Origin of the sequence: Microbacterium sp. IO18 (genome assembly GCF_049099505.1) — a bacterium.
GTDB classification, from domain to species: domain Bacteria; phylum Actinomycetota; class Actinomycetes; order Actinomycetales; family Microbacteriaceae; genus Microbacterium; species Microbacterium aurugineum.
This window is the reverse complement of the sequence record NZ_JBMJAF010000001.1, coordinates 22,734-34,263: the sequence shown is the minus strand read 5'-3', so window position 1 is coordinate 34,263 and position 11,530 is coordinate 22,734. Positions and strand designations below refer to the sequence as shown.

Sequence of the window (11,530 nt, the reverse complement as noted above, 5' to 3'; positions counted from 1 at the left end):
TCGGTCAGTCCTTCTCGTCGATGAGCGCGAGAAGGGACTTCAGCGCATCTCTGATCTCAGTGTGGTCATACTGGCCCGCTCGGCTCTCCGCTGAGATCACGCCCGAGCGGTGGACTCGTCGGAAGTCGCCGAACGGGAAGCTGTAGGCCTGCTTCGTCTCGGAGCTCTCGGTCTTGTCGACGCCGAGGTGCCAGTACGAGAACTCCGTCCAGCCGTTCTCCTCGATGAAGGCGTTCTCCTCATCCGCCGAGGGCGCCGCTTCCGACCAGTCGTCTCGCTCGTCTCGGACGACCTTTCCGGCCCGAACGAGTTGGCGGGCGTGGCGCAGTGCGGGGTTGTTCAGTTCGATCGCCATGACGCCACGGTACGAAGCGCGCCCTCGCACCGCGAAGGGGGTTGACAGCGGTCGGGCGGCGCCTGCGGCTGCGGCGCGCACTGTCTTCAGCGATGCCGCGTCACCGACTGAGCGGCTTTCCGGCTTCCAACCACTGATCGCTCGTCACCTCGGGGTGGTCGAGCCAGTAGTCGGCGTAGTAGTCCACGAGCGGAGCGTACTCGTCGAAGATGCGGCGCAGCTCGTGGATCGAGTCCGCACCATCGGGCGCGATGTCGACCCGCAGGTCCAGTCGAGCGCGCCGCGCACCGCGCGTGGTCGTGATGATCGCCGACGAGAGATGTCGCCTGCCCTCGCCACCCGCCGCGAGCCCCGCCTCCAACGACCGCATCAGCCGCTCCTCGAAAGGCAGACCGGGCGACGACTCGAACTGCGCGGCTATGGCGTCGAGCACGCCAGCGCCCACCACGCCGTTGCCGAGTGCGGCGTAGCCGTCGCCGACGACATGGCCGGCGTACAGATCGCCCTCGACGAAGTCTCCGGTGTGGGCCGCGACGCGGCCATCGTCGATCACGATGCCGACCTGCCGGTAGCGGAAGCACGGGTCCGCGGTCTCCAGTGCCGCGATGATCGACCGCGGGTCCATCCCTGTTTGCCCGAGATCCCACGCGCGCTGACCGAGACGCCAGTCGGAGTGCCATTGGCTGGTGACCGCGACGCCGCCCGCCACCTGCGGGCAGCGCGACGCGATCGCGATCGACCCGGTGCCCTGGCACACGCCCACCATGCCGGTGGCCGGGTCGGTGGCGATGATACTGAAAGTCATGTTGTCCCTCTCGTCGAATGGGGGGGGCGGACCCTCCTACCCACCCCCGCAGGTGGCGCTCAGCGCGCCGTGATCTCCCAGCGGACAACGATCTTCCGCAGCACCCGCACCGCAAGATTGAGCAGGATTCCGAGCACGGACAGGATGATCAGCAGTGCGAACACCGCTGCCGTCTCCATCCGTCCCTGCGCCTGCAGGATCAGCACGCCGAGCCCCTTCTGCGCTCCGACGAACTCCGCCACGATCGCGCCGATCATCGAGTTGGCCACGGCCAGCTCGAGCCCGGAGAAGATCTGCGGGAGAGCGGCAGGCAGCATGAGCCTGGTCTGGATCTGCAGCGGCTTCGCGCCGTTGACCCGGAACAGATCCAGCTGGTCACGGTCGACGCCACGGAATCCGTGCAGCGAGTTCACGAGCATCGGGAAGAACGCCAGCAGCACCACGACGACGACCTTCGACGGCATCCCGAACCCGAACCAGATGATGAACAGCGGGGCGACCGCCACCTTCGGAATCGACTCGATCGCGACGATGTATGGGAACACCACGGCGTAGGCGGTGGGCGACTGCGCCAGCGCGATGGCCAGCACCAGCCCCGCCACGACTCCGATGACGAGGCCGAGCAGCACGATCGACATGGTCGAGCCTGCGTTCTCCATGTACCGCGGGAAGGCTGCCGGATCCAGCAGGGCCGCCAGGACATCGCTCAACGGCGGAACGACGTACTCAGGCGTGTGCGTCCATCCGGGAACGAACTGCCACACGAGCAGCAGCGCCGCCAACACGCCCAAGGAGGCGAGAGTGCGCTTCATGGGGGTATTCACGAGCGGCCGTCTGGCCGCCACAGTCTGCATAGGTGCGGTCTGCGCGGGCGCGGTCATGCTGCCACCTCGAAGTGTCGACGGATGTGTGCGGTGAGTGCGGCGAATTCGGGGTCGCCGAGCAAGTCCGGGGTGCGGGTCTTTCCGAAGGGGACGTCGATGATCTCCGCGATCCTCCCCGGACGGGCGGTCATCACCACGACGCGTTCGGCGAGGAACACGGCTTCGCTGATGCTGTGAGTGATGAGCACCGCGGTGGTCGTCGTCTCGCGCCAGATGCGGTTGAGCTCGACGTTCAGCGCGTCGCGGGTCATCGCGTCCAGGGCACCGAATGGCTCATCCATCAACAGCACAGCCGGATCGTGCACGAGCGCCCGGCAGATCGCGGCACGTTGCTGCATGCCGCCCGACAGCTCATGCGGATGCTTGGACACGAACTCCGCGAGCCCCACCATCGTCAACAGACTCGTGGCATGGATACGGTCGTCCGCCGTGATGCGCCGTTTCAGGCTCAGCGGCAGCAGCACATTGTCGAGGATGTTCAGCCATGGCAGCAGCGTCGCCTTCTGGAACACCATCCCTGCCTCCCCGCGCGGGGCTCCGATCGGTACGCCGGAGATCGTCGCCGCTCCGGCCGTGTGCTGCTCCAGTCCCGCGAGGATCCGCAGCAGTGTCGTCTTACCGCACCCACTGGGCCCGAGGATCGAGACGAACTCGCCTTCACCGATCCCCAGATCCACATGCGAGAGCGCGGTCACATCCCCGGTCCGGGTCTGATACACCTTCGACAGGGCTTCGATCTCGATCAGCTCGCTCACAACGCCTCCAACCCATAGACACGGCAGAGATTGCCGTTCATCACACGACCGGCCAGCCACTCCGCCTGCGTCGTCGTCCACAACCGGTCCGCCACACCGGATCCGAGGACCCGATCCAGCAGCAGGCGTCCGCGGGCCACCGAGGCGACGTGGAACTCCGGTTGCCCGGTGTCTGTCCCGAACATGACCTTGTCCGCCGGCAGCAGCTCGAGCCATTCCTGCAGCATCCGCTCCAGTGCGTGGTGATGCAGATACGGCATCCAGGAGAAGTCGAGGTACACGTTCCCGTGCGCCTGGCTGAGAGCGGCGAGGTGCGACGTGTACGGGAACCCGCCGTGGATGAGGATCACCCGCAGGCGGTTCAGCGCCCGATCTGACAGCAGCGGCTCCAGCAGGCGGGGGTCGGCACCTGACAGCAGCAGTCCCGGCTCGGAGTGACCCATGCCGGTGTGGATCTGCACCGGCAACTCCCGCTCGACCGCCAGTTCGGCGATCGCGAACACGAGGTAGTCCGCGAGAGCTTTGTACGCCGGGGGCTCCAGCGCGCCCTCATCTCGCATCTGCGCGTACGCCGCCTCGGCCTCCTCACGCGAGCGTCGCGTGAAGTCGAGTGAACGCACATATGCCGAGGCGATCTTCAGACCGACGAACCCGCTCTCCTGTCGGCGGATGATCGAGCCGCGCACGAACTCGACGTAGGCACCGAGTGTCGCTGGCGGCTGGGTGAGACCTTCGGCATCGAGAAGGTCCCGCAGGATCGAGGAGAAGACCCGGCGGAATCGCGGAGTATCCGAGCCACGGCGCTCGAACGCCGGATGACCGAACGGATACAGGTAGGGGTCGATGCGTGCGACCGGCTTGTACCGTTCCGGCGACCAGGAACGCGCATCGATCGCGGGGATGTCGGTGAGCACGAAGGCCGTCTCAGACAGTTGCAGCGCCCGGTCGTACAGGCCGGGGAAGTCGTCCTCTCGCTGCTGGGCGCTCACCCGAACGGCTTCCTCCTGATCGAGCTCCCCGTACAGCGCACGGGTGCCCTCTGCGAGTGAGACGCCGTAGACCGAGGTCGACTGGAAGATGCTGCTCTCGTCGAAGAGCGCCCGGATGCCGTGCTGGGTGTCCAGCCGGTGGAGCTCGCCAGTGTCTCCGGCGGCCCGCGCCGCGACGAACGCATCGAACACGTCGACGGGAAGATTCGCCTCGAGGTACCCCATCGCGTTCTCACGTTGGAGGGAGTCGATTCCCTCCAACCGCTCGCCGGGGCGTATGTACCCGGCATGGGAGTGGTGGTCGACCGCCGGGATGCCGTCGGTGAAGGTCAGGGTGCTCATTCGGCGCTCCAGTTCTCTGCCTCGGCGACGACAGCGTCGGCGTCGAAGTCGTTGTACGCGTCGACGAAGGTGTTCGGTGCCGCGGCGACGGTGTCGACAGCGGAGTCGATGATGCCGGCATCCAGCGCGAACGTGCCCCAGGCTTTCAGCGCGGACTCGTCGTATGCGCCCCACGACTGCGTTGCCTGAGGGTCGCCGGCGGTCAGCAGCGCGATCCGCGCATTGAGGGCGACCAGGTCGACCTTCAGCTGATCGTCGATCGAGTTGCCGGCCACGAGGGTGTCGGGGTACTCGTCGTACATGATGCGCAGCGCCGCCTCGGGATTGGTCGCCGTGAACAAGGTCGCCTTGGCCATGGCGCGCCCGAATCCCTCGATCACCTCCGGGTTGTCCGCTGCATAGTCGGCATTGGAGAAGTACGTCGTGGAGAACAGGGACGCGACCTCGTCCGTCGTGAAGTAGCGCAGAGGCGTGCCCTGAGCCTCGAACGCCGCATACTCGGTGTCCCACAGCGACAGCGCATCGACTTGGCCGGTCGTCAGCGCCTGCAGCGCGGCGGCGCCCGTGCCCACGGCCAGATGCGTGTAGTCGACATCGGGCTCCAGTCCCGCCGAGGCGAGGATCCCCTCCGACAGCAGCATGTTCGAGGTGCCGAGGCTGTATTGGCCGATCACAGCGCCCTCGAAGTCCTCGAGCGACGTGATCGGGCTGTCTTCGAGCACAGCGAGCGAACCGGTCTGCTTGCGGATGTAGTTGTAGACGAGCTGCAGATCGCTGCCCTTCGTCATCGCCTGCCAGATGGGCTCGGGGGGTGTGCTGCCGATGTTCAAGGAGCCGGAGTCGATGCCCTGCACGATCGAGGTCGAGTCTCCCGTGACGACGATGTCGACGCTCAGCCCTTCGTCCTGGAAGTAGCCCAGCGCCTCGGCTACGGCCATCGGCGAGTTGTTGGCGCCCATGTTCGTGGGCAGACCGAACTCGACCGTCGTCAGGGCGTCGGTCGAGTCGTCAGCGCTGCCTGAGTCGGTCGAGCAGCCAGCGAGAGTAGCGATCATTGCGGCAGCGGTGAACGCTGCCGCGGTGGTCCGGATGGTCTTCATGGTGTCTCCTTGCGCATAGTCGGGGTGGTGCGGTTCGGGTGGAGCGGTAGTGAAGGTGGAACGTTTTCGGGATCGCCGAACACCGCTGCCGTCGAACGACGAAGCGGGGCGTGCAGGGGTGCGGCATCGGTGCCGCATCCGGGATCAGGTGGTGACGGGCGGGGCCGCGGAGGGTGGGGTCACCACCCAGAGCGCTTCGCCGACGGAGTCGCCGACGTTCACGATGCTGTGCGGGGTCGACGTGCGGTAGTCGATACTGTCCCCGGGTTCGAGGATGAACTCCTGGTTGCCGAGATTGAAGCGGAAGCTTCCTCGCAGGATCACGCAGACCTCCTGCGAGTCGCCGTGCGTGTAGTTCTCGCCCCCTTCACCGTGGCCGGGCTCGTATTCCGAGGTCAGCACCTCGACGTTGCCTAGCGGCGGTTGCGTGATGCGGAAGTGTCGAACGGAATTGCCCGATGCGAGCATCGGACGCTCGCCACGCCGCAGGACCGTACCCACCGCGGGCTGGGCGCTGAACAACTCGGTCCACGGAATGCCGAAGGCCGCGGCAATGCGACGCACGACATCCAGGCTGGTGTTGGCCTGGCCGTTCTCGATCTGGCTGACATACCCCGCGCTGATGGACGCTCGGCGGGCGAGTTCGCGCGTGGACATCTGTCGTAACGTGCGCAGTTCCCGCACACGAGCGCCGAGATTGCTGTCGTCCATCAGGCCGTGCCTCTCTCCTGGTAATCAGGTCGATTACTTCCAGTAATCACACTGTAAACTGGGCGGCGCGCGCTGACAAGACGTTTCTGTTACGGACCCGTAAACTCTCGCGGAGACCGGCCGAGCGGGTCCCGGCTCTGGCAGTAGCGCCTGCCGGTTGGTCCCGAGCAACTGCATAGCGCCGGGACAACCACAGCACGGCGGCGGATACGACAGAGGCTCGGAACCTCGCGACGTCCGCGCGATTCCGAGCCTCTCATTGGTCGGGCTGACAGGATTTGAACCTGCGACCCCTTGACCCCCAGAGAACCCTCAGCCGTGAGAAGCGGTGATGTCTAGTGCTGGGGAGTAGTCGCCCGTTGACTCTCCCCAGCACTGTCATGCCGTTTCGTGTCGACTCGTCGCAGCGAATGACGGGCAGTATGCACAACTCTTTGCACAACCGGGCGCCGTTGCATGACCTACCGTTGCCGAGGCATCGAGCCTCTGACTCGGTCGCCTAATCGAGCGTCAGGCGGAGTCCGAAGGATCCGACTCGGGGTCTAGCAGTGGCTCAACTAGTGCACGCCAACCAGAGATAACAGCGATGCCTTCGAGATAGGTGTTCGCCGATCCTTCCAAAGACCGGGAGACAGACTTGAGTACAGAACTGAACTTGCGAAGGTTTGCAGCACTACGGCCATAGTTGGAGATATTCACGGAGGCCTCTTCCGCTGCGTCGACCAACGAGATCACGCTTGCGAAGAAGCCTTGCAGATCCGCCCGGTCGGACTCTGAATCCGCGCCACGACCGGCCACGTAACGCACCATGACGTCCATAGCCTGCACGTGGTCGATGAACCCTGCGACTGAGACCGCAAAGTCGTCAGCTGGCTCGGCAAGCGTTGTCGCGAGTTCCTTGGCGATCAGCAGTCGTCCGGCGAAACCCTTATTGGCCGCGTCCGAAGCCTTGATCGCTTCAGTGGCCACTGCCGTATGCTCACCGATCTCTTGAATCGTTGTGGACGCATCAGTGAGCACCTCAGACACTCCGTAGACGGCGCGCTCCCCCTCAGCAAGCAATTCCAGCGTGCCCGGCTCGTCGTCTTCTTCGTTGTCGTCCTCAGCCGCCGAAACCTCCACCGCCTGCTCGATCACGGCTACCGGCGCAACCGCGCCTTCCGCCCAGATACGCGTCGCAGAAACCGGCAATCCGCCGCCCGCAAGCGCAGATCGTAGTGCTGCAATCAGCGAGTCACGGAGGTCGATCAATCCGCCTTCGGTGCGTCGGAACTGGATCGTCCGAATGGTGTTGACGTCGAACGGCAGTCGGTCGTATTCGCCGACAATGACCGTCGGGCGATCGAGGGTGTGGCGCAGACCCAACTCATACATGACGTTGGGATTCGCGCCACTCACGTCAGCGATGACAACGTCGGCGTCGCGAAGGAAGGTAAAGATCTGCTCTGTGATCTCGCCCGACTCGCTGATCTTGTCTGCACGAACGGCACGCAAGTCCAGTTCCTCGCAAGCCGCCTCGAACACGTCTTCCCACATCCGGACGTTATCGTCATACCACCGACGCTCGACGCTGCCTCGGGGGGCAAACTTGTTCCCAATCGGGCACGCGATGAACGCGATGGGCCGACTATCGACGGACTCTGTCATATGGATCTCTCCTTTATGCCCGGCAACAGCGCGCGAGCACTCGTTCAGGCTACCGCGCCGTGACGACGGGAGACACAGAGGCATCCCCCGTCGTCACGCCCGGTCGACGACGCTCTACGCGAGATCGAGTCGACGCGCCCACTCGTCGACCTGGCCGTCGAAGCCCTCGCGCACGATCTCGTAGCCCTCCGGGTCGGCGCGGTAGACGTTCTGCCAGGCCGCGACGGTCGCGTCGCTGCCCGCCGCGGTTTCAGTCATCGCCTGGTGCCAGGCGATCGCGGGCGCGTTCTGCTGCTCGACGTCGCGCACGCTCGCAGCCGCGTCGACGCCGAGATCGGCGAGCCGATCGAAGACGCGTCCGCGAACCTCGGCGACGATCTCAGCGCCGCTGTTCGATTCGAGCACCTGCGGCAGCGTCTCGACGTGATCGGCGATCGCGAGAGCGCGCACGTCGTCGGCATCGGCGATGATCTGGGCGAGCGGAAGTCCGGCGTCGAGCAGCGCCCGCACCTTGCCCTGCTCGTGCTGCATGCGGGCGATCTCGTCGGCAGTCGTCGCGCTCAGCACGGCGAGCACGTCATCGCGGCTCTGCGCGCCTTGCGGCAGCGGTGGCACCGCAGACAGCAGGCGGGCGCGTGCGGCGGCGACAGCGGCGCGCTGGCGCTCTACCAGGCCGGATGCGCTCAGGCTGCCGTCTCTGATGTTCATCGCGGCGGTGATCTCGTCGCGGTAGCCGCGCACGGCGGCGGCGAATCGGTTGGTGTCAGTCACGGTTGTTCCTCTCTTCGGTGATCTGCTCGCTTGTGCGGGCCAGACGTTCTTCTTCGGCATCGACGTCGGTCGCGAGCGTCGCAGCCCATGCCTTCAGCACGGTCTTGAACTCGTCGACGCCCGTGTCGTTCGGCACGGCGTACAGGCCCGCGAGTCGTGCGCGTGCATCCATCAGCCGCAGCATCCGGTCGATCGCGCCGAGATGCCCGGTGAGTACCTGGCGCATGATCGCGCGCTGTGCGACGTCGAGCGCTTCGAGTTCCTGCTCCCGCAGTTCCTTCGCGCTCTCCTTCGGCAGTGCCTTCAGCGCGCGCTCGACTGCGCGATACGCGCTGCCGGGGTTGGCGTAGCCGACCCGCTTCGCGACATCCCTGTACGAGACGCGCATGAGCCGCAGTTGCAGCGCTTCGTTCGCTCGCTGCGCGGCTGTGTACCGTGCGGGCACGCTGTTGCGGTCGCCGCCGTGGTCGGATTCGGTCACTGGTGCTCTCCGTTCTTCTTGCGGGCATAGCGCTCGCGTTCGCGCGCGTTCTCGTGCGCTCGGTACTCGGGATCGGCTCGGCGGGCGCGCGACCTGTCACGGCGGCATCCGCGACAACCGCCGTCCGCGTCCGTACCGAACGTGAGCCGGTAGTGGCCGCGCGGGCAGTGCTGCCAGTCGCCGCCGCGATCCAACTGCGCATTGTGGCTGTAGCACAGCGGGGCGTAGTCGTTCGGGTGGGTCGACCAGCGCACGATCTTCTCGTCGCCGCCTTTCTCGCCGTAGTGCGTCGCTTCGCCGACGAGTCCCCAACCGTCGGCGAGACGGGTGCAGCGGGGCGCGACGCACGGGCGACCTACTGCGCTGCCGAACTCGCGCACGAGCGTCTCATGCATGCGCCGATAGCCCGTGGTCATCACTCACCCCGATGCGGAGGATTGCGGCGAGCAGGTTGCGCAGTTCGTTCGCTTCAGCGCGGTTCGCTGCGGCTTCGGCGCTGAGTGCGGCGGCGTACGCCTTCACCGCCCTGTAATGCTGCGGCCGCATCTGATCGAGCGCGTTCTTGTAGCCGCCGAGCGCTTGTCGGCGCTGGGCACGCGCGTCGCGCAGACTGTTGCGCTCCGAAGTCGAGACGACGCGGTGAGCGCGTTCGATGAGCGCAGCGCGTTCGAGCGCCGAGCCGGTCGGTGTGGTGGTCATCGCGCCGTCTCTCTCTCATCACGCGCTTGATCCGCAATCAAGCGCCTACCTGTCTGATCTGCGGTTTCTTCGCGGGTTGTGCAGGCGTTGTGCAGCAATCCGAGCGCATCGAGCAGCCCGACGAGCGCGGCGGTGATCATCAGCAGCCCAGCGACGGCGATCATCATGCGGTCGTCCTCTCGTCGTCGAGCAGCAGCCCGTGCTCTCGCGCGTACCGGCGCGCCTCGGGTGACAGATCAGCGGCAGAGCACTCGACGCCCCCGCCGTTGTGCGCGCGGCGCTGCACTTCCTGCCAGTGCTCGCCGATGAACGCGTGAGCGTCGGCGAACGTCTGCGGCTGCGGATCATCGAGCGCGAGCATGCTGCGCAGATCAGCGATGAACACCGCCTGGCGCTTCGTCGGACGGCGCGCGCCGCTCGCGGTGCGCTTTCCCTCTCGTCCTTGACTCTCGTTGGTAACTCTCGTTCGAGTCGCTGGGAGCGACCACCCCTGGGTGCTGTCAGCGACTACCTGGTCGCTGTGAGCGTCTACCCCGCGCGCGGTCGCGCTGCTCGCTGAGTGGTCGCTGTCAGCGACTACCCGGCCCTGCTCGACGTGCAGCGTGTACCGGTTCGGCAGATTCTTCGAGCCGACGCGTCGACGCTCGATCGAGATCAGCCCGCGCCCTTCGAGCGAGCGCAGTGCTCGCATGACGGTGTCACGAGAGACGCGCGCCTGAGCCGCGATCGTCGCGAAGCCGGGATGACACTTCCCGGTGCTGCGCGCGTGCTTCATCAGGACGATCAGGACGGCGTAGTCGTGCAGCGAGATCGCGCTGCTCTCGACGAGCCAGTCGGGGATCATCGTGAAGCCGTCGCGCTCGCGGCGGTCTGCGGTCGTGGTCATCGTGTGTGCTCGCCCTCCGTCGAGTAGGTCGGTCGGCTCGGTCGATCAGCCCTCTCCCAGCAGAGCGAGCAGACGCGGCACGGGCACGACGAGACGCCGACCGATGCGCAGGCTCGGGATCGTCCCCTCGCGGACGGCCTTGTAGGCGCTGTCGCGACCCAGCCCGAGAATGCGCCCCGCACTCTCGACGTCGATCGTCGCGCGCTCCCTGATCTCGCTCAGCGTCGGCGTCGCCGTATCGACGGACGCAGCGGGTGCGGTGGTCGTGGTGTTCATCGGTGTCCCCTTTCGGTCGTGCTGTTCAGTGGGACTCTAAGTGCGGCAGTGCGACACCTGTGCTGCCAGCGTCTTTTCACAGCGATCTGCTGCTGTTACGTCGCTGGGATGGGCTATGGTGCTGGGAATCACAGCAATCACTCGGGAGGCATCGTGAGCAACATCGACGAGATCGTCGGTCAGAACGTGCAGCGCATGCGCACATCGCTCGGCGTAGGACGCGAAGCATTCGCCCGCGATCGCTTCAGCAGTGATCTCGGGTATAGCCGTCACGTCATCTACGCGATCGAGACGGGCACCCGGCACTGCACCGTGACCGACGTGCTCGCGCTGTCCGAAGCGCTCGACTGCACCGTCGCCGACCTGCTCGCGAGTAGCGACCCGGTCATGCTCGCCGACGACCACGAGATCGACGTCGCCGCGCGCCTGCGCTCGCCGGATGAGTCGCCGGATGCTCGGGCATGGTCGTACTTCGAGAGCGCCGGGGACGCGCTCGCCGAAGCGCGCAACGCCTGGGATCGCTACGTGGCCGCGATGGACGCGGTACGTCGACGCGTCGCGAAGAGTCCCCCGCTGCGCGAGCGGATCGAGCGGATGCTCGCGAAGCGGCTTCGCGAGCACGCCGAGTATGCGGTCGAGTTGTTCGAGTTCCGCCCGCCCGACGAGTTCGAGGGCTACGACGCTTGGGCTGCGGCGAACCCAACACCCGGCATCGTCACGGCGCGCGACGCGCTCGACCGGCGTGCCCTGCATCCGCACCTGTGGCGAGCGCGCCCGCGCGCGACGTCATCGCGTGAGAACGTCCGTCCATCTGAGACGGCCAATTGAG

16 protein-coding genes are annotated in these 11,530 nt (G+C 66.2%); 1 reads left to right on the top strand and 15 read right to left on the bottom strand.

Translation table 11 applies throughout. The features are described from left to right. Positions 1 to 4 precede the first annotated feature (4 nt). From ACLF6J_RS00205 to ACLF6J_RS00135, 15 genes are all read right to left on the bottom strand, one after another. Positions 5 to 355, bottom strand: coding sequence for a hypothetical protein (locus tag ACLF6J_RS00205; protein ID WP_134351599.1), 351 nt, complete (start codon positions 353 to 355; stop codon positions 5 to 7). 100 nt (positions 356 to 455) lie between these two features. After that, a complete protein-coding gene (locus ACLF6J_RS00200) occupies positions 456 to 1,160 on the bottom strand; it encodes a DUF1028 domain-containing protein (protein WP_134351601.1) in 705 nt (234 codons plus the stop codon). 59 nt (positions 1,161 to 1,219) lie between these two features. Continuing rightward, positions 1,220 to 1,972, bottom strand: a complete 753-nt coding sequence (locus ACLF6J_RS00195) for an ABC transporter permease (RefSeq protein ID WP_165875380.1) — start codon at positions 1,970 to 1,972, stop codon at positions 1,220 to 1,222. A gap of 65 nt (positions 1,973 to 2,037) precedes the next feature. Next, a complete protein-coding gene (locus ACLF6J_RS00190; RefSeq protein WP_208526469.1) occupies positions 2,038 to 2,799 on the bottom strand; it encodes an ABC transporter ATP-binding protein in 762 nt (253 codons plus the stop codon). Further along, positions 2,796 to 4,130: an amidohydrolase family protein gene (locus tag ACLF6J_RS00185; protein WP_134351605.1), complete on the bottom strand. Its 1,335-nt coding sequence runs from the start codon at positions 4,128 to 4,130 to the stop codon at positions 2,796 to 2,798. Before ACLF6J_RS00185 ends, ACLF6J_RS00190 begins: the two co-directional genes overlap by 4 nt. Continuing rightward, complete coding sequence (locus tag ACLF6J_RS00180) at positions 4,127 to 5,230, bottom strand: ABC transporter substrate-binding protein (protein WP_166804645.1); 1,104 nt, start codon at positions 5,228 to 5,230, stop codon at positions 4,127 to 4,129. The genes ACLF6J_RS00185 and ACLF6J_RS00180 overlap by 4 nt, the downstream gene beginning before the upstream one ends. Before the next feature lie 144 nt (positions 5,231 to 5,374). Beyond that, a complete protein-coding gene (locus tag ACLF6J_RS00175) occupies positions 5,375 to 5,941 on the bottom strand; it encodes a helix-turn-helix domain-containing protein (protein WP_131491327.1) in 567 nt (188 codons plus the stop codon). A gap of 510 nt (positions 5,942 to 6,451) precedes the next feature. Beyond that, positions 6,452 to 7,588 (bottom strand): hypothetical protein, encoded by a 1,137-nt coding sequence (locus tag ACLF6J_RS00170; protein ID WP_421076801.1) that lies wholly within the window; start codon positions 7,586 to 7,588, stop codon positions 6,452 to 6,454. A gap of 114 nt (positions 7,589 to 7,702) precedes the next feature. Continuing rightward, positions 7,703 to 8,359 (bottom strand): hypothetical protein, encoded by a 657-nt coding sequence (locus ACLF6J_RS00165; RefSeq protein ID WP_421076800.1) that lies wholly within the window; start codon positions 8,357 to 8,359, stop codon positions 7,703 to 7,705. Next, positions 8,352 to 8,840, bottom strand: a complete 489-nt coding sequence (locus tag ACLF6J_RS00160) for a hypothetical protein (protein WP_421076799.1) — start codon at positions 8,838 to 8,840, stop codon at positions 8,352 to 8,354. Before ACLF6J_RS00160 ends, ACLF6J_RS00165 begins: the two co-directional genes overlap by 8 nt. Continuing rightward, a complete protein-coding gene (locus tag ACLF6J_RS00155; RefSeq protein WP_421076798.1) occupies positions 8,837 to 9,256 on the bottom strand; it encodes a hypothetical protein in 420 nt (139 codons plus the stop codon). Before ACLF6J_RS00155 ends, ACLF6J_RS00160 begins: the two co-directional genes overlap by 4 nt. Beyond that, positions 9,228 to 9,539 carry a hypothetical protein gene (locus ACLF6J_RS00150; RefSeq protein WP_421076797.1) on the bottom strand — a complete coding sequence of 104 codons (312 nt, stop codon included), beginning with the start codon at positions 9,537 to 9,539 and terminating at the stop codon, positions 9,228 to 9,230. The genes ACLF6J_RS00155 and ACLF6J_RS00150 overlap by 29 nt, the downstream gene beginning before the upstream one ends. Then, positions 9,536 to 9,706 carry a hypothetical protein gene (locus tag ACLF6J_RS00145; RefSeq protein WP_421076796.1) on the bottom strand — a complete coding sequence of 57 codons (171 nt, stop codon included), beginning with the start codon at positions 9,704 to 9,706 and terminating at the stop codon, positions 9,536 to 9,538. Before ACLF6J_RS00145 ends, ACLF6J_RS00150 begins: the two co-directional genes overlap by 4 nt. Continuing rightward, positions 9,703 to 10,425: a helix-turn-helix domain-containing protein gene (locus ACLF6J_RS00140; protein ID WP_421076795.1), complete on the bottom strand. Its 723-nt coding sequence runs from the start codon at positions 10,423 to 10,425 to the stop codon at positions 9,703 to 9,705. The genes ACLF6J_RS00145 and ACLF6J_RS00140 overlap by 4 nt, the downstream gene beginning before the upstream one ends. 45 nt (positions 10,426 to 10,470) lie before the next feature. Further along, positions 10,471 to 10,701, bottom strand: coding sequence for a hypothetical protein (locus ACLF6J_RS00135; RefSeq protein WP_376106976.1), 231 nt, complete (start codon positions 10,699 to 10,701; stop codon positions 10,471 to 10,473). A 153-nt stretch (positions 10,702 to 10,854) separates the two neighbouring features. Here ACLF6J_RS00135 and ACLF6J_RS00130 point away from each other — a divergent pair, with 153 nt between their 5' ends. Further along, positions 10,855 to 11,529 carry a helix-turn-helix domain-containing protein gene (locus ACLF6J_RS00130; RefSeq protein ID WP_421076794.1) on the top strand — a complete coding sequence of 225 codons (675 nt, stop codon included), beginning with the start codon at positions 10,855 to 10,857 and terminating at the stop codon, positions 11,527 to 11,529. Position 11,530 lies beyond the last annotated feature (1 nt).

What these genes read in the sequence shown, in the direction of transcription:
- ACLF6J_RS00150 (WP_421076797.1), bottom strand. Translation starts at nt 9,539, where the DNA reads ATGACCACCACACCGACCGGCTCGGCGCTCGAACGCGCTGCGCTCATC.
- ACLF6J_RS00155 (WP_421076798.1), bottom strand. Translation starts at nt 9,256, where the DNA reads ATGACCACGGGCTATCGGCGCATGCATGAGACGCTCGTGCGCGAGTTC.
- ACLF6J_RS00175 (WP_131491327.1), bottom strand. Translation starts at nt 5,941, where the DNA reads ATGGACGACAGCAATCTCGGCGCTCGTGTGCGGGAACTGCGCACGTTA.
- ACLF6J_RS00135 (WP_376106976.1), bottom strand. Translation starts at nt 10,701, where the DNA reads ATGAACACCACGACCACCGCACCCGCTGCGTCCGTCGATACGGCGACG.
- ACLF6J_RS00200 (WP_134351601.1), bottom strand. Translation starts at nt 1,160, where the DNA reads ATGACTTTCAGTATCATCGCCACCGACCCGGCCACCGGCATGGTGGGC.
- ACLF6J_RS00205 (WP_134351599.1), bottom strand. Translation starts at nt 355, where the DNA reads ATGGCGATCGAACTGAACAACCCCGCACTGCGCCACGCCCGCCAACTC.
- ACLF6J_RS00185 (WP_134351605.1), bottom strand. Translation starts at nt 4,130, where the DNA reads ATGAGCACCCTGACCTTCACCGACGGCATCCCGGCGGTCGACCACCAC.
- ACLF6J_RS00170 (WP_421076801.1), bottom strand. Translation starts at nt 7,588, where the DNA reads ATGACAGAGTCCGTCGATAGTCGGCCCATCGCGTTCATCGCGTGCCCG.
- ACLF6J_RS00140 (WP_421076795.1), bottom strand. Translation starts at nt 10,425, where the DNA reads ATGACCACGACCGCAGACCGCCGCGAGCGCGACGGCTTCACGATGATC.
- ACLF6J_RS00180 (WP_166804645.1), bottom strand. Translation starts at nt 5,230, where the DNA reads ATGAAGACCATCCGGACCACCGCGGCAGCGTTCACCGCTGCCGCAATG.
- ACLF6J_RS00145 (WP_421076796.1), bottom strand. Translation starts at nt 9,706, where the DNA reads ATGATGATCGCCGTCGCTGGGCTGCTGATGATCACCGCCGCGCTCGTC.
- ACLF6J_RS00195 (WP_165875380.1), bottom strand. Translation starts at nt 1,972, where the DNA reads ATGAAGCGCACTCTCGCCTCCTTGGGCGTGTTGGCGGCGCTGCTGCTC.